The sequence below is a fragment of the Blastococcus sp. OS1-29 genome (genome assembly GCF_057628075.1).
Genome location: NZ_JBXXJK010000002.1, coordinates 166,761 through 186,863 on the forward strand (window position 1 = coordinate 166,761; position 20,103 = coordinate 186,863).

Consider the following 20,103-nt stretch of genomic DNA (forward strand, 5'->3'; position numbering starts at 1 on the left):
AGCTCGTCAGACGTCGACCGGGCTGCCCATCGTCACGGTGCGGCGGACGGGCAGGCCGAAGTAGGCGGCCGGGTCGGCCGCGTTGTGCGCCAGACCCAGGAACAGGACCTTCCGCCACTGCGCCATGCCCGGCGCCCGGGTGCGCCGGATCTGCCCGCGGCTCAGGAAGAACGACGCGTTCTCCGCGTCGATCGTCGGGGACGTCAGCGCGCCGAGCTCGCACGCCTGGTGGAGGGCCTCGGCCAGGTTCGGCTCGTCGGAGAACCCGAACCTCACCGACAGGTGCTGGATGTTGTCGTCCTCGTGGCCGAGGTGGTCGACCTGGAACCGCTCCTCGACCGGGATGTGCGGAACGTTGGCCGAGCTGGCCGAGACGATCAGCACGTCCTGGTGGAGCACCTTGTTGTGCTCGACGTTGGCGCGCAGCGCCAGGGGTGTGCTGTCCTTGCCGGGGTGCGGGAAGACCGCCGTGCCTTCCACGCGCGGGAGGCCGCGCTCGTACAGCTCGTCGACGAACTCGCTGAGCGACCCCTCCTGCTTGCGGCGGTTGGCGGACACGATCTCCCGGCCACGCCGCCAGGTGGTCATGACGGTGAAGAGGACGACGGCGATCAGCAGCGGCAGCCAGCCGCCGTGGGCGACCTTGCTGAGGTTGGCCGCGAGGAAGGTCACCTCGACCCCGCCGAACGCGACCGCGGCGAGCGCAAGCTTCCACGGCGGCCACTTCCAGAGGATCCGCGCCACCACGAGCATCAGGATGGTGTCGATCACCAGGGCGCCGGTGACCGAGACGCCGTACGCGGTGGCCAGCCGCTCGGCCGACCGGAAGCTGAGCATCACCGCCATGACACCCACGAACAGGGCTGCGTTGACGCCCGGCAGGTAGATCTGGCCGCCCTCGTGCTCGGAGGTCTGGCGCACGGTCACCGGGGGCAGCAGCCCGAGTTGGACCGCCTGCCGCGACAGGGAGTACGCCCCCGAGATGACCGCCTGGCTGGCGATGACCGTGGCCGCGGTGGCCAGCACGACCATCGGGAGCTGCCCCCACGACGGCACCAGCAGGTAGAACGGGCTGGAGACCGAGTCGGGGTGGCGCAGGATCAGCGAGGCCTGGCCGAGGTAGTTCAGCGTCAGCGCGGGGAAGACGACGAAGAACCACGCGCGCCGGATCGGCGGCCGGCCGAAGTGGCCCATGTCGGCGTACAGCGCCTCGGCGCCGGTGATCACCAGGACGATCGCGCCCATCGCGATGAAGGCTATGAAGGGGTGCTCGACGACGAAGAGGACGGCGTAGCTCGGGCTCAGCCCCTGGAGGACGCCGGGCTCGGCCACGATGCCGCGGATGCCGACCACGGCCAGGACGGCGAACCACAGCAGCATCACCGGCCCGAACAGGGCGCCGACCCGGCCGGTGCCGTACCGCTGCACGGCGAACAGCGCGGCGAGGATGACCGCGGCGGCGGGGACGACGACATGACCGAGGCCCGGGGCTGCCACCCGCACGCCCTCGACCGCCGACAGCACGCTGATCGCCGGCGTGATCAGGGAGTCGCCGTAGAACAGGGCGAGCCCCAGGATGCCGAGGACGACGAGCGGCCCGCTGCGCCCCCCGGCGCGTCCGTACAGCCGCCGGGCCAGCGCGGTGAGGGCCATGACGCCGCCCTCGCCGTCGTTGTCCGCGCGCATCAGGACGCTGATGTACTTGATCGACACGATCAGCGTGACCGACCAGAACATCATGGAGATCACGCCGTAGACGTCGGTCTGGGTGGGCCGCACGGCGTTGTGGTCGAGCGAGAAGACCGTCTGCAGGGCGTAGAGCGGGCTGGTCCCGATGTCGCCGAACACGATCCCCAGCGCGGCGAGGACCAGCCCGCCCGCCGCCGAGCGGTGCTGGGTCGGGTGCGTCGACTGCTCGGGCTGCCCGGGTTCCTCGGCCGTCGCGGCGGCGGCCTTCATCGCGCCCTTCACGGTCGGGCCTCCTCCCGTCGTACCTGCACGGTCCGCAGTCTCCGCCGAACCCCGCCGCACGGCGCGTCGTGGTGCCCGCTCAGCTCCCAGGGCGCCCGATCCCCGCGATGCCGTCGCCCGGGCCCGGTGGGCCGCCGGTGGTGTCGACCGCCGGGTGGGTCCGTCCGATCGGGCCGGTGGCAGCTGCGACGAGCAGGCGCCGGGTCACCTCGCGGACCACCTGGTAGGCGGCGGCGTCACCCCAGCCGTCGCACGCCTCGTCGTCCAGGGCGCACACCCATTTGCTGGTGCCCGAGTCGAAGACGGCCGCTCCGCTGGGCGTCGTGTAGTAGGTGACGTCGGAGGCGTCGTCGATGCCGCCTCCGCCCGTGCAGTGGATGGGCGAGTGGAAGATCACCTGCAGCGGGTGCGGGGTGGGCACCCGGAGGTCGACGCGGTCGTACTCCGGTCCGACGACCTCCCCGAGCTGCTGCCCGGGCGCGAGCCCCATTCCCTCGGTGAGCCAGCTGAGCTGGGGCGCCACGGTCAGGCGCGCTCGTCCCGGATTGCACCGGTAGTAGCCGCCGACGAGGTCGCTCTCCGGCCGGTTGAGCGGGGCCGACCGCCATTGTGCCGTGGACTCCGTGGGGTCGGTCGCGGTCATCGGGTCGAGGCCGGCGTCCTTGTAGTCCGTCTCCAGGCGGTCGGGCCCGATGTCGGTGGGTGAGAGCCGGATGTGCCGGTAGACGGCGTTGGCGCCCAGGAAGAAGACGTTCGTCCCGGCGTCGCGCGCGCGGGTCAGCGCGTCGCGCATCGCGGTGGAGTAGTACTCGTCGTGCCCCGGGGACACCACGGCGAGGGCGCCGTCGAGCAGGTGGGGGTCGTCGTGCAGATCGACGTCGGTGGCGTAGCCGACCGGGATGCCCAGGCTCTCGGCGAAGGTGATGAGCGGGAGGTCGTTGCCGAGGAAGTCCCCGGAACCGAAGGCCATGTCGTAGGGGCGGTCGAACGAGACCGCGTACGCGCGGCTCTCCCCGCCCCGGTGGTCGGCCCCGTGATAGAGGCTCTTGCCGCCCCAGGCGTTGTACGCCTGCCAGGTCGTGACCGCCTGCACGAGCACGACCCGGCCGGCGCCGGAGGGCGAGCGGACCGTGAGCGGCACGTAGCTCTGGGCGCCGTCGGCGCCCTCCAGCCGCAGGAGGTAGGCGCCGGGGGGCCAGTCCGTGGCGGTCACCGTGGCGGTGGGCTGCCACGGCGCCGTCATCGTGCCCGTCGCCGGCACCTCGACCGCGGCGGGCTGGGCGACGGTGGGGAACGGGCCGCCCCGCCAGGCGAGCGCGGCCGGATCGGCCCCGTAGCTGCCCATCCGGAACGCCGAGACGCTGAACGAGGCCGCGGTGGCCGACACCCGGAGTTCGACGCTGCCGCCGGGCGGCACGCTCGTCCTCGAGGCGTACCCCTCGATGGCCGTGCCCGCCGGCGAGGCGGCGTGCCACTCGGACGTGGGCGTCAGCTCCGGACCCGGACGAGGCGTCGGCGACCCACCGGCCGCCCGTCCCGGCGCGGTCGCCGCGGCCGGCGCGTTCGACCCGTGGTCGCCGCGGATCAGCACGATCGTGAGGGCAGCCGCGAGGACGAGCACGGTGGCCAGCAGGAGCCGGGTGACCCTCGCCGACGGCCCGCGGCGGCGAACGACAGGCACGGCACCATTGTGCTGACCGGGTTCGTCCCGCAGAGCTCGGCACGCCGCCCTCTGGCACAGTCGCGCGGATGAGCGACTGGATCCGGCACGCCGTGTGGTGGCAGGTCTACCCCCTGGGCGCCACCGGTGCCGAGCGCACCGCCCTGCCGGACGGCGCCCCGCCGGTCCCGCGGCTGGCGCAGCTGCACGCCTGGCTGCCGCACCTGGTCGGGCTCGGCTGCAACGGCCTCGCACTCGGCCCGGTCTTCGAGTCCTCCACCCACGGCTACGACACCGTCGACCACCTGCGCGTCGACCGCCGGCTGGGTACCGAGGAGGACCTGGTCGACCTGATCGATGCGTGCCACGCCACGGGTGTGCGGGTGCTCCTCGACGGCGTCTTCAACCACGTCGGCCGCGACTTCCCGCGCTTCCGCGAGGTGCTGGAGCAGGGCCCCGGCGCCCCCGCGGCCCGCCGGTTCCACATCGACGGGGACGGCCCGGACGGCTTCGGCTACCGGGACTTCGAGGGGCACTCGGCCCTGGTCGCGCTCGACCACGCCCACCCCGAGGTGGTCGACCACGTCGCCGGGGTGATGAGCTACTGGTGCGACCGCGGTGTCGACGCCTGGCGGCTGGACGCCGCCTACGCCGTCCCCCCGGCCTTCTGGCGGGAGGTGCTGCCGCGTGTGCGGGAGCGCCATCCCGACGTGTGGGTCGTCGGCGAGGTGCTGCACGGCGACTACGCCGGCTACGTCGCCGAGTCCGGCGTCGACTCGGTCACCCAGTACGAGCTCTGGAAGGCGATCTGGAGCTCGCTCAACGACCGCAACCTGTTCGAGCTGGCGCACGCGCTGACGCGGCACGCGCAGATGGTGGCGTCCTTCCTGCCGCAGACCTTCGTCGGCAACCACGACGTCACCCGCCTCGCCAGCCGGCTCGACGACCCCCGGCACCTGCCCCTGGCGCTCGCCCTGCTGTTCGCGCTGCCCGGCGTGCCCACGGTCTACTACGGCGACGAGTTCGCGCTGCGCGGCGTGAAGGAGGAGCGAGCCGGTGGGGACGACGCCGTCCGGCCGCCGCTGCCGGAGAGCGACGCGCCGCCCGGCCCGGAGGCCGCCGCGATCGCCCACCTGCACCGGCTGCTGATCGGGGTCCGCCGGCGCCACGCCTGGCTGGCCGGGGCCACGATCGAGGAGCCGGACCTGCTGACCAACGAGGTGCTCGCCGTCCGGCTGACCGCCGGCGAGGACGCGCTGGCCGTCGTCCTCAACGTCGGCGACGCACCGGCCGACGTCGTGCTGCCGATGGTCGTCGGCGAGGTGGTCGCCGGGCAGGCGTCGGTGCGCGGCGGCTCGGTGCAGGTGCCACCGCACCGGTTCGCGCTGGTCGCGTCGGGGGGATGATCCGGGCGTGCCGAAGCTGCTCGTCGTCCACCACACGCCGTCGCCGGCGATGCAGGCGCTGCTGGAGGCGGTGCGGGAGGGCGTCGCCCTGGCGGAGGGGACCGAGCTCGTCCTGCGCCCGGCGCTGTCCGCGGGCGCCGCCGACCTGCTCGCGGCCGACGGCGTGCTGCTCGGCACGCCCGCCAACATCGGCTACATGTCCGGGGCGCTCAAGCACTTCTTCGACACCGTCTACTACCCGTGCCTGGAGGCGACCGTCGGCCTGCCGTACGGGGTGTACGTGCACGGCAACGACGACACCGCCGGTGCGCTGACCGCGATCGGGAAGATCACCGGCGCGCTGCGCTGGAAGCAGGTCGCCGCGCCGCTCAGCCTCGTGGGCGCCCCGGGACCGGCCGAGCTTGAGGCGTGCCGCGAGCTGGCCGCAACCGTCGCCGTCCAGCTCTGAGCTCAGTCCTCCGAGGCCGCGGCCGGCAGCTTCTCGCTGATCAGGTCCATGACGGTCGAGTCGGTCAGCGTCGTCACGTCGCCGAGCTCGCGGTGCTCGGCCACGTCCTTGAGCAGGCGCCGCATGATCTTGCCGCTGCGGGTCTTCGGCAGCTCGGCCACGATCATCACCTGCCGGGGCTTGGCGATCGGACCGATCTCCTTCGACACGTGGTCGCGGAGGACGCCGACCAGTTCCTGCCCCTCGGACTCCTCGGTCGGGCCGCCGCCGCGCAGGATCACGAAGGCGACGATGCCCTGCCCGGTCGTCGGGTCGTTCGCCCCGACGACGGCGGCCTCGGCGACGGTGGGGTGGGAGACGAGGGCCGACTCCACCTCGGTGGTGGAGATCCGGTGCCCCGACACGTTCATCACGTCGTCGACGCGGCCGAGCAGCCACAGGTCGCCGTCCTCGTCCTTCTTCGCCCCGTCGCCGGCGAAGTAGTAGCCCTGCTCGGCGAACCGCGACCAGTAGGTCTCCCGGTACCGCTCGTCGTCACCCCAGATCCCCCGCAGCATCGACGGCCACGGCTCGGTGAGCACGAGCAGGCCGCCCGACCCGTCGGGGACGGAGTTGCCGGCGTCGTCCACGACGTCGGCGCCGATCCCGGGGAGCGGCCGGGTGGCCGACCCCGGCTTGGTCGCGGTGACGCCGGGGAGCGGGCTGATCATGATCGCCCCGGTCTCGGTCTGCCACCAGGTGTCGACGACGGGCGTGCGGTCGCCCCCGATGACCCGCCGGTACCAGATCCACGCCTCCGGGTTGATCGGCTCGCCCACCGAGCCGAGCAGCCGCAGCGACGAGAGGTCCGCCGATGCCGGGAACTGCTCGCCCCACTTCATGAACGTGCGGATCGTGGTGGGCGCGGTGTAGAGGATGGTGACCCCGTACTTCTCGATCATCCGCCACCAGCGGGCCTCGTCCGGGGTGTTCGGGGTGCCCTCGTACATCACCGACGTCGTCCGGTTGGCCAGCGGCCCGTAGACGATGTAGCTGTGCCCGGTCACCCAGCCGATGTCGGCCGCGCACCAGTACACGTCGTCGTCGGGCTTGAGGTCGAAGACCGCCCAGTGCGTGTAGGCGACCTGCGTGAGGTATCCGCCGGTGGTGTGCAGGATGCCCTTGGGCCGCCCGGTCGTGCCCGAGGTGTACATGACGTAGAGCGGGTGCTCGGCGTCGAAGGCCTCGGGGGTGTGCTCGGCCGACTGGCCGTCGACCAGGTCGTGCCACCACTGGTCTCGCCCCTGGGTCCACTCCACGTCCTGGCCGGTCCGGCGCACCACCAGGACCGAGCGGACGTCTGGACACTTGAGCAGCGCCTCGTCCACCGCGGGCTTGAGCCCCGCCGGGGCGCCCCGCCGGTAGCCGCCGTCCGCGGTGATGACGACCCGGGCGTCGCAGTCGATGATCCGGTCCGACAGCGCGGTGGAGGAGAAGCCGCCGAACACGACGGTGTGCGGCGCCCCGAGCCGCGCGCAGGCGAGCATCGAGATGACCGTCTCCGGGATCATCGGCAGGTAGATGGCCACCCGGTCGCCGGCCCGCACGCCGAGCGCGGTCAGGGCGTTGGCCGCCTTGCAGACCTCGTCCTTGAGCTGCGCGTAGGTGAGGGTGCGGGTGTCGCCCGGCTCGCCCTCCCAGTGGTAGGCCACCTGGTCGCCGTGGCCGTCCTCGACGTGCCGGTCGACGCAGTTGTAGGCGACGTTGAGCTTGCCGCCGACGAACCACTTCGCGAACGGCGCGTTGGACCAGTCCAGCGCGGTGTCCCAGGGCCGTTCCCAGGTCAGCCGGCGCGCCTGGGTCTCCCAGAAGGCCAGCCGGTCGGCCGACGCCTCGGCGTAGGCGGCCTCGCCGACGTTGGCCTGTGCCGTGAACTCCGGGGCGGGCGGGAAGCGCCGCTCCTCGCGGGAGAGGTTGGACAGCGTCTCGGTCATGCGCGCGGGAAGGTCGGCAGGGCGGCCCGCTTGGCCGTGGAGTTGAAGACGCCGGCCAGGGAGGCGTACCAGGCGACCAGCGCGGTGGCCAGCCCCAGCCACCCGCCGACCCGCGTCATGCCGGTGGTGCCGCTGTAGGCCCCGATGCACAGGAAGAGGAAGGTCAGGGTCAGGAGGGCGAAGACGGCCATGATCGCGCCCGACGTGCGCATGGACGCGATGAACATGTAGGCCGTGAAGATCGTCCAGATGAGCAGGTAGGTGCCGACCGCCTTGTTCAGGTCCGACGCCGGGGCCTTCGGCAGGTGCGTCACCAGGTACCAGAAGGACAGCCAGAACGCGCCGAAGGAGCTGAACGCGAGCGCGCCGAAGGTGTTGCCCTTGGTGAACTCCCACATCCCGGCCAGGAGCTGGGCGATGCCGCCGTAGAAGATCGCGAGCCCGAACACCGCGCCCTCCACGGTCTTCGGCAGCAGTCCGGCGTTGACCGCCGAGAGGAAGAAGGTGGTCGCGGCGAACCCCGCCAGGCCCAGCGGCCCGGGGTCGGCGATTCCGGGCGAGACGCTCGCGGCCGTGCTGACCGCCTCGTCGCGCTGTCCGTCGTGCATGGCGCCGCGGGCGCCCGGCGTCACTGTGGTCATGGTCTGCTCCCTGAGCCTCGGTCGGCCTTCGTGCTCCCACGCTGGCAGCGCCGAACCCCTGCGCGGAAGCGCCGATCGCCGACCGCGCGGATCCGCGCCGGTCAACGGCTCGGGGGCTGCGCCGAGCGGCCGGGTCAGTGCGCCGATCGGTCGAGGGAGGGCAGGTCGCCGGTCATCGACTCGGGCGCATGCAGTCGCAGGAGCACGCGGCCGACGTCCGCCGGCACCCGCCACCGGGTGCTCAGCGAGACGATGATCATCACCGCGAAGGTCAGGGGCACGATCCACGCGGCGGGCTGGGCCAGCAGTGCGCCCGGCCATCCGCCGCGGGGTGCCAGCAGCAGGGTGGCGAGGACCGCCGCACCCGCCAGCAGCCCGCCGGTGGTGAGTCCGGCCAGGGCGCCGGTGTCGGTGAGCCCGCGCCACCAGATGCCGAGCACCAGCAGCGGGCAGAACGTGCAGGCCGCGAGCGCGAACGCCAGCCCGACGGTCGCGGCCACGCTGATCCGCAGCCCGCTGAGGCTGAGCACGTAGGGCACCCCGATGGCGACGACGGCGCTGGCCCGGAAGCGCCGGATCCGGTCCTGCCGCCGCCCCGCCGCCCGCGAGAGGTCCTGCGTGAGCACGCCGGCGACCGACACGGTGAGGCCGGAGGCGGTCGACAGGAACGCGGCGAACGCCCCGGCGGTCACCAGACCGCCCAGCACCTGACCGGGCAGGCCCGGCAGCATGCGCTCGGGCAGCAGGAGCACCGTCGCGTCGGCCGAGCCGGTCGACGCCAGGCCGGGCAGGTAGCGGTGCCCGAAGACGCCGAACAGCGTGGGCAGCTGGTAGAACGCCGACAGCAACCCGATCACGATGAGCGCCGTGCGCCGGGTGTCCCGGCCGTCGGGGTTGGTGTAGAAGCGGACGAGCACGTGCGGCAGCCCCATCGTGCCGAGGCAGATCGCGACGATCAGCGACAGCGTGACGTAGAGCGGGTGGTCGAGGCCCGAGCCGAGGGGGCGGAGCCAGGCGTCGTCCGACGGTCCGGGCAGGCGATTGCCCCGGGCGCGCCAGACGGTCGCCAGCACGGCGGCCGGCACGAGCAGGGCGGTCAGCTTGATCCAGTACTGGACCGCCTGGGCGAACGTGATCGACCGCATGCCGCCGGCGGCCACGGCGATCAGCACGACGGCGCAGACCAGCAGGCCGCCCGCCCACCGCGGCGCGCCGACCTGGGCCGTCAGGGTGAGCGACGCCCCCTGCAGCTGCGGCACCAGGTACAGCCAGCCGATCAGCACCACGAGCAGGCTCGCCGCCCGGCGCACGGCCAGGGAGCCCAGCCGCAGCTGGGCGAAGTCGGGCAGCGTGTAGGCCCCCGAGCGGCGCAGCGGCGCGGCCACCAGCGCGAGCAGCACCAGGTACCCGGCGGTGTAGCCCACCGGGTACCAGAGCATGTCGAAGCCGTAGGTGAGCACCAGGCCGGCGATCCCCAGGAACGACGCCGCGGACAGGTACTCGCCGCTGACCGCCGCCGCGTTCCAGCGGGGACTGACCGCTCGCGAGGCGACGTAGAAGTCGCCCGTGGTGCGCGCCCGGCGCAGGCCCAGGCTGCCCGCCGCGATCGTGACCACGGTGACCGCGCCGACGCCGACGATCGGCCAGACGGGGGTGCCCACGGGGATCAGCGCTGGTGCATCAGCTCGGCGAAGGCCCGCTCGTTGCGCTCGAGCAGGCGGACGGCGAGGAAGCCGATGCCCCACAGGGCGGGGTAGATCGCGCAGCCCACCAGCACCCAGGGCAGCTGGACGCCGAACACGGTGATCGCGCGCCAGCCGGCGAGTTCGGCGACGGCCACGGCCAGCGCGAGCAGCATGCCGACCGTCGCGGCGCACACGGCGAACGCCGTCCGCCGCTGGCTGCGCAGCAGTGACTCCAGGTAGAGCTCGCCGAGCGCCGTGAGCTCGTCGATCTCCCGGGCCGGCGGGCGGGTGGGGCCGGGGCGTGCCGCGACGGTCCGGGGATGGGTGATCCGGGTCCGCTCGCTCATCCGGATCGGCCATCGGGACGGCCACGGTGCATCAGCCGCTCGCGCAGCTCACGGGTGTGCCGCCGGCTGACGACGAGCTCCACGCCGTCGTCGAGCCCGACGGTGCAGTGGCCGTCGTCCATGCGCAGTTCCTGCACGTGGGTCAGGGCCACCAGCGTGCTGCGGTGGATTCGGGCGAAGTCGGCCCAGCGCTGCTCCAGGGTGGCCAGCGACATCCGCACCAGATGGCTCCCGCCCGGGACGTGCAGGCGGGCGTAGTCGCCCTGCGCCTCGACGTAGCGCACCTGGGAGAGGCGGACGAAGCGGGTGACCCCGGCGAGCTCGACCGGCACGCTGTCGTCGGCGTCCGTCGTGCTGTCGGGACCCGGGCACAGGCGCCGGACGGCTTCGGCCACGCGGCCCGCACGCACCGGCTTCATGACGTAGTCGACCGCCCGCAGCTCGAACGCGTCGACGGCGTGCTCGTCGTAGGCGGTGACGAAGACGATCTGCGGCCGGTGCGCGAAGCTGGCGAGCACGCGGGCCAGCGCGATCCCGTCCATGCCGGGCATCTTCACGTCGCAGAAGACGGCGTCGACCGGCTCGGCCGCGGCGATCGCGAGCGCCTCGGCCGCGCTCGCGGCGCAGCGCACGGAGGCGATCCGTGCGTCGCTGCCCAGCAGGTAGGCCAGCTCCGACCGGGCCGGTGACTCGTCGTCGACGACGACCACCCGCAGGCTCGGAGCCGCCTCCTCCAGGAGGGACATGTTCCGACGTTACCTCCCAGGTCACGGCCTCGACAGTGCTCACGGAGCGGACTTCGGAACCCGGACGGTCACTTTCGTGCCGGCGCCCGGAGCCGTCTCGACGACCAGCCCGTAGGCGTCACCGAAGACCGATCGCAGCCGCGCGTCGACGTTGCCCAGTCCCATTCCGCCGGGGCCGCGCGACGAGCCGCCACCACGCACGAGGCTGGCCTCGATGACCTCCGGAGCGGCACCGCTCCCGTCGTCCTCGACGGTCAGCACCGCGTCCGCGCCGTCGTCGGCCGCGGTGATCGTCACGGTCACCGGGTCGGTGGACCCCTCCAGCCCGTGCCGCACCGCGTTCTCCACCAGCGGCTGGATCACGAGGAACGGAACGGCCACCGGGAGCACCTCGGGCGCGACGCGCAGCCGGACGGCGAGCCGGGCGCCGAACCGCGCCTGCTCGAGGACGAGATAGCGCTCGGTGTTGCGGAGCTCGTCGGCCACCGTGGCCAGCTGCCCCCCGCTGCGCAGCGCGTAGCGGGTGAAGTCGGCGAACTCCAGCAGCAGGTCCCGTGCCCGCTCGGGGTCGGTGCGGGTGAAGGACGCGATCGCGGTCAGCGTGTTGTACACGAAGTGCGGGCTGATCTGCGCCCGCAGCGCGCGCAGCTCCGCCTCGGCGGCGCGGGCCTGCTGGCGACTGGCCGCGGCGAGCTCCAGTTGTGTCGAGACCCAGCGGGCGACCTCGTCGACCGCGCGGACCAGCAGCGCCGAGGACGACGGCCCGTACGCGGCCAGGACACCCACGACCGTGTCGCCCTCGACCAGCGGGCTGGCGACGACGGCCCGGACGTCGCAGTCGGGACCGCAGGACAGGGCACGCGACCGGAGCACCACCGTCTTCCCGGTGCGCGAGGCCTCGGCGACGTCGGCCTGCGGGGTGGCCGCGTGACGATGCGGCCCGCCGTCGAAGCCCAGGACCTGGCCGTCGCTGGTGAGCGCGACGGCGGACACGCCCAGCAGCGAGCGCAGCTGCTTCACCGCGCGCGCGGCGCCGCCGCGGGTCAGCCCCTCGCGCAGGGCGGGGCCCATGAGGCTGACCGTGTGCAGCGTGTCGAAGGCGATCTGGGTGGATCGCGATCCGAGATTCCGCCTTCGCAGGAGCGCCATGCGTCCACCCGCCTCGTCGCCCCCGGCCGTGCCCGGAAGCTATCGCACCGGCGGGGTCAGGGCAGGTCGCCGACGACCCGGTCGCGGCCCTTGCGCTTCGCCCGGTACAGGTGGGCGTCGGCGCGGCTGAGCAGGGCGGTCGGCGCCGGGTCGCCGGAGCAGCCGGTGGTGCTCGCGGCCCCGATGCTGACCGTGATGGACATCGTGCCGGTCAGCTCCGCCCACGGGTGGGCGGCCACGGTCGCGCGCACGTCCTCGAGGTGGCCGGCGGCCTCCGCGGGACCGCTGCCGGCCAGCACCAGCAGGAACTCCTCGCCGCCCATCCGCGCGGCGAAGGAACCCCCGGCGTGCGCCGCCTCGGCGTCCTGGAGGATCTCGGCGACGATGCGCAGCACCTCGTCGCCGATCTCGTGCGAGCAGGTGTCGTTCACGAGCTTGAAGTAGTCGAGGTCGAGGAGCGCGACGGTCACCTCCGGGGCGCCGGGGCCGCGCTGGAGCAGGCGGGGGAGCTGCTCGTCGACGTAGCGCCGGTTGTAGAGCCCGGTGAGGGGATCGCGCAGCGACAGCTCGCGGTACCGCCGGCTCTGCCGGCGGGCCTCCGTCGTCTCGTACATCGCCTGCAGCGCCCGGGCCCGGGCGTCGCGTTCGGCCGACTGGAGGTCCATCAGTTCCTCGCAGTACAGCTTGTGCTCCTCGTACGCGGCCTTGAAATCGCCGCCGGCGGCGTGCAGCTCGGCCTGTTCCCGGCGGGCGCGCACCCGGATCGAGGTCAGCCCGAACTCCTCGCAGCGGCGGATGCTCTCGTCGAGGCTCTCCTGAGCGCCGTCGATGTTGCCGAGCCGGCGGCGGACCTCGGCGAGGGTCAGCAGGAAGTCGGCGCCGGCGTCGCCGTCCAGGGATGCGGCCAGCGCCTCGGGCCGGGCGCCGGGCAGCATGGCGGCCTCGGCGTCCTCGAGACGTCCCAGGCCCATCAGTGCGCGGGCGACCGTGTCCAGCCGGCCGATGTGCAGCGGGACGTCGTGCGCGGCGGCGACGGCCTGCAGCTGCGTGCTGAACTCGAGCGCGGCCGCGAAGTCGCCCCACAGCGTCTCGGAGTAGGCCCGGTTGTTCAGCACCATCAGGCGCCGATCGACGTCGCCGAGCTCCTCGGCCAGCTGCTGGACCTCGGCGTAGCGCTCCCGCGCGGCCTCGTCACCGTGCAGGGCCAGGCAGTCCCCGAGGCGGGTGAGGTGGTCGATCCGGATGGCCGGATCGGCGCCCTCCACGAGGAGGTCGACGGCCCGGACGGCGTGCTCCAGGGCGACGGAGACGTCGCCGAGTTCCTGGAACACCGCCGACAGCACGAAATGGCTCCGGGCCAGGGCGTGGCCGGAATCCTGGTCGGTGGCCCAGCGGTGCACGTCCTGGGCGATCCGGCCGGCCTCCGCGACGTTCCCGCGGCGGCGCAGCATGTCGGCGCGCACCAGCTGGGCGCGCTGCTCGAGCTCGGCGAGACCCAGCTCGCGGGCGAGCGCGATCGACCGGTCGGCCCGTTGCTCGGCGATGCCGGAGTCGAATCTGGCGAGCATCTCGAGCTCCACCACGGTCGCCAGCAGGTCGCCGGCGCGGGGGTCGTCGATGGGGCCGAGCGCGGGCATGCGCTCGTCGTCCACCACCGGAGAGCTGGTCACACCGGTCCATCGGCAGGGTTACGCGGTTCCTTGAGTCCCTCCACCAGCACATTCGTACCCAGGAAGGGGGATGCGTCAGCTGCCCTCGGCGACCTCCTTGAGCCCCTGCAGCACAGTCGTCCACCCCTCGGCGATCAGCCTGTCGGCGGCGTCCTGGCTCGGGCTGTTCCCCTGGGTGAGCGTCAGCCCGGTCCGGCGCTCGTCGAGGGGCTCGAGCTCGAAGGTGACGTGGTGGTAGTTGGCCGGTTCGTCGGGTTCACCTGTCAGCGGGCTCCAATGGGTGACGGCGAGCCGGCGGGGTGCGTCGAACGCGAGCACCTCGCCCTTGTCCTCGTAGCTCTCCCCCTGCCATTCGCCCCGCCAGAAGACGGGTGAACCGACCGCCCAGTCGGTGTCCAGGGTCGTGCCGTACATGTACCGGGCGACGAGGTCGGGGTCCACGATGGCCTGCCACACCCGCTCCGGCGGCGCGTCGATCTCGATCCGGGTCGATGCCTCGAACACCTGCGTCATGCGGCAGATCCAAGCACCGGTGAGGGTCAGACGGGAGTGACGTACGCGCCGCTCAGGCCACCGTCCACCAGGAACTCCGCCGCCGTGATGAACGACGAGTCGTCGGAGGCGAGGAACGCGACGGCGGCCGCGATCTCGTCGGGCTCGGCGAACCGCCCCACCGGGATGTGCACCAGCCGGCGCGCGGCCCGCTCGGGGTCCTTGGCGAAGAGCTCCTGCAGCAGCGGCGTGTTCACCGGCCCGGGGGAGAGCGCGTTCACCCGGATGCCCTCGCGGGCGAACTGCACGCCGAGCTCGCGCGACATCGCCAGCACGCCGCCCTTGGAGGCGGTATAGGAGATCTGCGAGGTCGCGGCGCCCATCCGCGCCACGAACGAGGCGGTGTTGATGATCGAGCCCTTGCCGCGGGCCTGCATGTGCGGGATGGCCGCCTTGCAGCAGAGGTACACCGAGGTCAGGTTCACCTCCTGCACGCGGCGCCAGGCGTCCAGGCCGGTGGTGAGGATCGAGTCGTCGTCCGGGGGTGAGATGCCGGCGTTGTTGAACGCGATGTCCAGCCCGCCGTGGGCGTCGACAGCGGCCTGGAACAGAGCGTCGACCTGCCCGGGGGAGGTCACGTCGACCTGCACGAACATGCCGCCGACCTCGTCGGCGGCCGCCTTGCCGGCGGTCGGGTCGACGTCGCCGACGACGACCAGCGCACCCTCCGACGCGAACCGCCGGGCGGTGGCCAGCCCGATCCCGCTGCCCCCACCGGTCACGACCGCGACCCGGTCCACCAGCCGCCGCACCACTGCCTGCTCCGACACACTCAGCCTTCCGTCGACAGGAACACGTTCTTCTCGTCCGTGAACGAGTTCAGGGCGTCCGGACCGAGCTCCCGGCCCAGCCCCGACTGCTTGAAGCCGCCGAACGGTGTCGAGTAGCGCACCGACGAGTGGCTGTTGACCGACAGGTTGCCGGCCTCGATGCCCCGGGAGACCCGGAGCGCCCGCCCGACGTCGCGGGTCCAGATCGACCCGGACAGGCCGTACTCGCCCTGGTTGGCGATGCGGACGGCGTCGTCCTCGTCGTCGAACGGGACGACGGCGACGACCGGGCCGAAGATCTCCTCGGTGACCGCGGGCGCCGCCGGATCCACCGGCGCGAGCACGGTCGGCGGGAACCAGAACCCGGGCCCGTCGGGCGCGCTGCCGCGGAACGCGACGGGGGCGTCGTCCGGCACGTAGGCACGGACCCGCTCCCACTGGCCGCGGCTGATCAGCGGCCCCATCTCGGCGGTGTCGAGCCCCGGGTCCTCGACGCGCACGCCCTGGACCGCCGGCTCCAGCAGCTCCATGAACCGGTCGTAGGCCGAGCGCTGCACGAGGATCCGCGAGCGGGCGCAGCAGTCCTGGCCGGCGTTGTCGAAGACGGCGTAGGGCGCCGTCGCCGCCGCCTTCTCCAGGTCGGCATCGGCGAAGACGACGTTGGCGCTCTTGCCGCCGAGCTCCAGGGTGACCCGCTTGACCCGCCGCGCGCAGCCGGCCATCACGCCCTTGCCGACCTCGGTCGAGCCGGTGAACACGATCTTGCGGACGTCGGGGTGGTCGACCAGCCGCTGCCCGACCACCGAGCCCTTGCCGGGCAGCACGGTGAACACGTCCTCGGGCAGGCCGGCCTCCAATGCCAGCTCGCCGAGCCGGATCGCGGTCAGCGGGGTGAGCTCCGCGGGCTTGAGGACGACGGTGTTGCCGGCGGCCAGCGCGGGGGCGAACGCCCAGCCGGCGATCGGCATCGGGAAGTTCCACGGCACGATGACGCCGACGACGCCCAGCGGCTCGCGGAACGTGATGTCGACGCCGCCGGCCACCGGGATCTGCCGCCCGAACAGTCGTTCCGGCGCCGCGCTGTAGTAGGTCAGCACGTCGCGGACGTTCCCGGCCTCCCACCGGGCGTTGCCGATCGTGTGCCCCGAGTTGGCCACCTCCAGCCGGGCCAGCTCCTCGATCGAGTCCTCGACCCGCTGGGCGAAGCGCCGCAGCAGCCGCCCGCGGTCGGCCGGCGCCACCTGCCGCCAGCTCCGATAGGCCTGCGCCGCCCGGGCCACCGCGGCGTCGGTCTCGTCGACGTCGGCGAGTGGGACCGTGGTGATGAGTTCTTCGGTGGCTGGGTTGATCACGTCATGGGACGTACTGCTCACAGCCGCTCGAACCCCCGGATCCGCTCCCAGTCGGTGACCGACCTGCCGAAGGCGGCGAGTTCCACGGCGGCCATGTTGGCGTAGTGCTCGACCACGTCGTCGCCGAATGTAGTGCGCGCGAAATCGCTGCCCAGCCACAGGTCCCGGGCCTCGGCCAGGCCGGTCGGCACGTGGGACGCCTCCGGGTCGTCGTAGGCGTTCCCCTCGACGGCCGGCTCCAGCTCCAGCTCCTCCTCGATGCCCGCCAGACCGGCGGCGACGGTGGCCGCCGTCGCCAGGTAGGGGTTCACGTCGCCGCCGGGGATGCGGTTCTCCAGCCGGAGCGAGGCGCCGTGCCCGACCAGCCGGAAGGCGCAGGTGCGGTTGTCGCGGCCCCAGCGCAGGGCGGTCGGGGCGAACGAGCCCTCGACGTAGCGTTTGTAGGAGTTGATGTTGGGGGCGAGCAGCAGGGTGAGCTCGCGCATGTACCGCAGCTGCCCGGCGACGTAGGACTCGCCGACCTTCGACAAGCCGTGGCCGTCGGCGAGCACCAGGGAGCCGTCGGTGCCCCGGAAGCTGCAGTGGATGTGGCACGAGTTGCCTTCGCGCTCGTCGAACTTGGCCATGAACGTCAGCGCGACGCCCTCCTGCGCCGCGATCTCCTTGGCCCCGGTCTTGTAGATCACGTGCCCGTCGCAGGCCGCGGATGCCTCCGCGTACCGGAAGGCGATCTCGTGCTGGCCGAGGTTGCACTCGCCCTTCGCCGACTCCACGACCAGCCCGGCACCGGTCATCTCGTTGCGGATCCGGCGCAGCAGCGGCTCGATCCGCGCCGTGCCGAGCAGCGAGTAGTCGACGTTGTACTGGTTCACCGGGGTGAGGTTCCGGTAGCCCGCCGTCCAGGCCTGTTCGTAGGTGTCGCGAAAGACCATGAACTCCAGTTCCGTGCCGACGTACGCAGCCATCCCGGCGTCGGCCAGCCGCGCGGTCTGCCGGGCGAGCACCTGCCGCGGCGAGGCGACGACCGGGCTGCCGTCCTCCCACCGCAGGTCGGCGAGGACCAGCACCGATCCCGGCTGCCACGGGATCGGCCGCAGGGTGGAGAGGTCCGGCTGCATCACGAAGTCGCCGTAGCCGCTGGACCACGACGACATCGCGTAGCCGTCGACGGTGTTCATGTCGACGTCGACGGCCAGCAGGTAGTTGCAGCCCTCGGTGGCGTGCTCCAGGACGACGTCCAGGAAGTACCGGGCGTGCAGCCGCTTGCCCTGCAGTCGGCCCTGCATGTCGGTGATCGCGACGACGACGGTGTCGACCTCGCCGTGATCGACCAGGTGACGCAGGTCCTCGATGGTGAGGACGCCGCCCCTGCGCTCAGGCAAGGCTCTCCAGCTCCCGCTCGGCCGCGGCCAGCTCCTCCGGCGACCCCTGCACCTTCGGGCCGGTGAACCAGTTCTTCGCCGACACCAGCCACCAGATGCCGGCGAAGCCGAGGACGACGAGCACCGCGACGGGTGTGTAGTTGAACGAGCTCGCCGTCACGGGGCTCACCGTCGGCAGCATGAACAGCACGGTGATGAAGACGACCCAGGCCACGGCGATCGTGCCGATCGGCCGGCTCCAGCGCCCCAGGTGCCATGGTCCCGGCTCGAACGCATCGCCCTGGCGCAGCCGCAGGAACGTGGGCAGCACGTAGGCGATGTAGAGGCCGATGACCGCGATCGAGGTGACCGCGGCGTACGCGGTGGCGTTCCAGAGGTAGGGCAGGCCGAGGACGAACGCGCCGCCCGCGGCCAGCCAGATCGCCCGGGTGGGCGTCCGGGTGCGGGGGTTGATGTGGTGCCAGACGCGGGAGGCGGGCAGCGCGCCGTCCCGCGAGAACGCGAAGATCATCCGCGAGTTCGCCGTCACCGACGCCATCCCGCAGAACAGCTGCGCGCCGATCGCGATGAGCAGCAGCAGCTTGCCGCCGGTGTTGCCGACGGCGTCGATGAAGATCTGCGCGGGCGGCACGCCGGTCTGGGTGCCGGTCGCGCTCTCGTAGCTCTGGATCGCGAACGTGAGCCCGATCAGCAGCACCCAGCCGGCGACCACCGAGACCACGATCGACATGACGATGCCGCGCGGGCCGGACCGGGCCGCGTTGTGCGTCTCCTCGGTCATGTGCGCCGAGGCGTCGAACCCGGTGAGCGTGTACTGCGCCAGCAGCAGTCCGATCAGCGCGACGTAGAAGCTGGAACCGAAGCCGGTGTTGTTCACGAAGTGCCCGAACACGAACGAGGCCGACTGGTGGTGGTCGGGCACGAAGGCGAGCACGCCGACGATCACCGCGACGCCGATGACGTGCCACCAGACGCTCACGTCGTTGAGCCGCGCGACCACCCGGACGCCGAACTGGTTCAGGGCGCCGTGCAGCAGCAGGATCAGGCCGAACAACAGGATCGTGTGCCAGGGCCGGGCGTCGAACCCGAACTGCAGGTCGAGGAACGCGTTGAGGAAGAACGCGGCGCCGAAGTCGATGCCGGCGGTCACCGCCACCTGGCCGAGGAAGTTGAACCAGCCGGTGAACCACGACCACGCTGCTGCGTTCTGCTTCGCGAGTTTGGCCGCCCAGTAGTAGAGGCCGCCGGCGGTCGGGAAGCTCGAGCAGACCTCGGCCATGGCAAGCCCCACGAACAGGGTCATGAGCCCGACGAACGGCCAGCCCCAGACGATCACGACCGGCCCGCCGGTGTTCAGGCCGAAGCCGTAGAGCGTCAGGCAGCCGGAGAGGATCGAGATGATCGTGAACGAGACGGCGAAGTTGGAGAACCCGGACATGTGCCGGGCCAGTTCCTGCGCGTAACCCAGCTGGTGGAGGCGGTGGGTGTCCTCGTCGTGGTGGTGATCGTGATTCTCGGGCCGGGTGGCGGGCTCGGTGCTCATGCGCGTTCCTACCTTCAGGCGGCTCGCTGCTGGCCGAATGATCAGCGGGAGGACCCTAGGGCGACGGAAACGCGCTCCACAAGGGCGCGCGGCGGCTGTTCCCTGCCCGTTACCTGGTCGTCGAACGGGTGGCACCGACCAGGGCCCCGAACAGCCGGCGGTCCCCGCCCGCCTCCGGGTGCCACTGGACGCCGAGGCAGAACGGGCGGCCGGGCACCTCGACCGCCTCCACCAGGCCGTCCTCGGCCCACGCCGAGGGGACCACCCCCTTCGCGATCCGGTCCAGCGCCTGGTGGTGGTGGCAGTCCACGGTGGCGGCCGGGCCCAGGATGGCCCCGACCGCGCTGGCCGGATCGATGCGCACCTCCCGCTCGGCGTACAGCCCGAGTCCCAGCTGATGGGGCTGCGCGCCGGGCACGTCGGGCAGGTGCTGGATCAGGCTGCCGCCGAGCAGCACGTTGAGCAACTGCATGCCACGGCAGATGGCCAGCAGCGGCAGGTCCCGGTTGAGGGCCGCCTCCAGCAGGGCGAGCTCGGAGGCGTCCCGCCCGGGCCGGGTGGCGGTGGTGTGCGGGCCGGCTTCCTCGTCGTAGCGCGCGGGGTCGACGTCGGCCCCGCCGGCCAGGACCAGGCCGTCCAGCCGGCCGACCGCCTCGGCGCTGACGGCGCCGGTGGGCAGCAGGACCGGTTCGCCGCCGGCCTCGGCGACGGCGTCGGCGTAGCTCGCCGGCAGCAGCACGGCCGGCACGTCCCAGAAGCCCCACCGGGCCTGTTCGCGGTAGGTGGTGATGCCGATCAGCGGGCGCAC

Annotated in this window: 17 protein-coding genes; 2 read left to right on the forward strand and 15 right to left on the reverse strand. The window is 72.6% G+C overall.

Translation table 11 applies throughout. The annotated features are described in order from the left end of the window. Positions 1-6: 6 nt before the first annotated feature. Positions 7-1,971: a potassium transporter Kup gene (locus tag AC2H4J_RS05590; protein ID WP_487463855.1), complete on the reverse strand. Its 1,965-nt coding sequence runs from the start codon at positions 1,969-1,971 to the stop codon at positions 7-9. Positions 1,972-2,050: 79 nt separating this feature from the next. After that, on the reverse strand, positions 2,051-3,652 hold the full coding sequence (locus tag AC2H4J_RS05595) for a N,N-dimethylformamidase beta subunit family domain-containing protein (protein ID WP_487463856.1): 1,602 nt from the start codon (positions 3,650-3,652) through the stop codon (positions 2,051-2,053). A gap of 68 nt (positions 3,653-3,720) precedes the next feature. Between AC2H4J_RS05595 and AC2H4J_RS05600 the strand changes: the two genes are divergently transcribed. Next, positions 3,721-5,037 carry an alpha-amylase family glycosyl hydrolase gene (locus tag AC2H4J_RS05600; protein ID WP_487463857.1) on the forward strand — a complete coding sequence of 439 codons (1,317 nt, stop codon included), beginning with the start codon at positions 3,721-3,723 and terminating at the stop codon, positions 5,035-5,037. Positions 5,038-5,044: 7 nt separating this feature from the next. Next, positions 5,045-5,485 carry a flavodoxin family protein gene (locus tag AC2H4J_RS05605; protein WP_487463858.1) on the forward strand — a complete coding sequence of 147 codons (441 nt, stop codon included), beginning with the start codon at positions 5,045-5,047 and terminating at the stop codon, positions 5,483-5,485. Positions 5,486-5,487: 2 nt separating this feature from the next. Here the strand turns inward: AC2H4J_RS05605 and acs are convergent, their stop codons facing one another. From acs to AC2H4J_RS05670, 13 genes are all read right to left on the reverse strand, one after another. After that, positions 5,488-7,458 (reverse strand): acetate--CoA ligase, encoded by a 1,971-nt coding sequence (gene acs, locus AC2H4J_RS05610; RefSeq protein WP_487463859.1) that lies wholly within the window; start codon positions 7,456-7,458, stop codon positions 5,488-5,490. After that, the gene (locus AC2H4J_RS05615; RefSeq protein ID WP_487463860.1) at positions 7,455-8,099 is read right to left on the reverse strand and encodes an acetate uptake transporter; all 645 of its coding nucleotides are present in this window, start codon (positions 8,097-8,099) and stop codon (positions 7,455-7,457) included. The genes acs and AC2H4J_RS05615 overlap by 4 nt, the downstream gene beginning before the upstream one ends. Positions 8,100-8,233: 134 nt before the next feature. Next, positions 8,234-9,760 (reverse strand): sodium/solute symporter, encoded by a 1,527-nt coding sequence (locus AC2H4J_RS05620; protein WP_487463861.1) that lies wholly within the window; start codon positions 9,758-9,760, stop codon positions 8,234-8,236. A gap of 5 nt (positions 9,761-9,765) precedes the next feature. Continuing rightward, complete coding sequence (locus tag AC2H4J_RS05625; protein ID WP_487463862.1) at positions 9,766-10,131, reverse strand: hypothetical protein; 366 nt, start codon at positions 10,129-10,131, stop codon at positions 9,766-9,768. Next, positions 10,128-10,877, reverse strand: a complete 750-nt coding sequence (locus tag AC2H4J_RS05630) for a LytR/AlgR family response regulator transcription factor (RefSeq protein WP_487463863.1) — start codon at positions 10,875-10,877, stop codon at positions 10,128-10,130. The genes AC2H4J_RS05625 and AC2H4J_RS05630 overlap by 4 nt, the downstream gene beginning before the upstream one ends. A gap of 39 nt (positions 10,878-10,916) precedes the next feature. Next, positions 10,917-12,026 (reverse strand): histidine kinase, encoded by a 1,110-nt coding sequence (locus AC2H4J_RS05635; RefSeq protein WP_487463864.1) that lies wholly within the window; start codon positions 12,024-12,026, stop codon positions 10,917-10,919. Between the two features lie 56 nt (positions 12,027-12,082). Next, positions 12,083-13,696, reverse strand: a complete 1,614-nt coding sequence (locus AC2H4J_RS05640) for a GGDEF domain-containing protein (protein ID WP_487463865.1) — start codon at positions 13,694-13,696, stop codon at positions 12,083-12,085. A 75-nt stretch (positions 13,697-13,771) separates the two neighbouring features. Then, on the reverse strand, positions 13,772-14,209 hold the full coding sequence (locus tag AC2H4J_RS05645) for an SRPBCC domain-containing protein (RefSeq protein ID WP_487463866.1): 438 nt from the start codon (positions 14,207-14,209) through the stop codon (positions 13,772-13,774). Between the two features lie 26 nt (positions 14,210-14,235). Beyond that, positions 14,236-15,018 carry a 3-oxoacyl-ACP reductase gene (locus AC2H4J_RS05650; protein WP_487463867.1) on the reverse strand — a complete coding sequence of 261 codons (783 nt, stop codon included), beginning with the start codon at positions 15,016-15,018 and terminating at the stop codon, positions 14,236-14,238. A 2-nt stretch (positions 15,019-15,020) separates the two neighbouring features. Then, positions 15,021-16,370, reverse strand: a complete 1,350-nt coding sequence (locus AC2H4J_RS05655; protein ID WP_487463868.1) for an aldehyde dehydrogenase family protein — start codon at positions 16,368-16,370, stop codon at positions 15,021-15,023. A gap of 17 nt (positions 16,371-16,387) precedes the next feature. Then, the gene (locus AC2H4J_RS05660; RefSeq protein WP_487463869.1) at positions 16,388-17,752 is read right to left on the reverse strand and encodes a glutamine synthetase family protein; all 1,365 of its coding nucleotides are present in this window, start codon (positions 17,750-17,752) and stop codon (positions 16,388-16,390) included. After that, a complete protein-coding gene (locus AC2H4J_RS05665) occupies positions 17,745-19,295 on the reverse strand; it encodes an amino acid permease (protein ID WP_487463870.1) in 1,551 nt (516 codons plus the stop codon). The genes AC2H4J_RS05660 and AC2H4J_RS05665 overlap by 8 nt, the downstream gene beginning before the upstream one ends. 109 nt (positions 19,296-19,404) lie before the next feature. After that, on the reverse strand, positions 19,405-20,103 hold the full coding sequence (locus tag AC2H4J_RS05670; protein WP_487463871.1) for a gamma-glutamyl-gamma-aminobutyrate hydrolase family protein: 699 nt from the start codon (positions 20,101-20,103) through the stop codon (positions 19,405-19,407).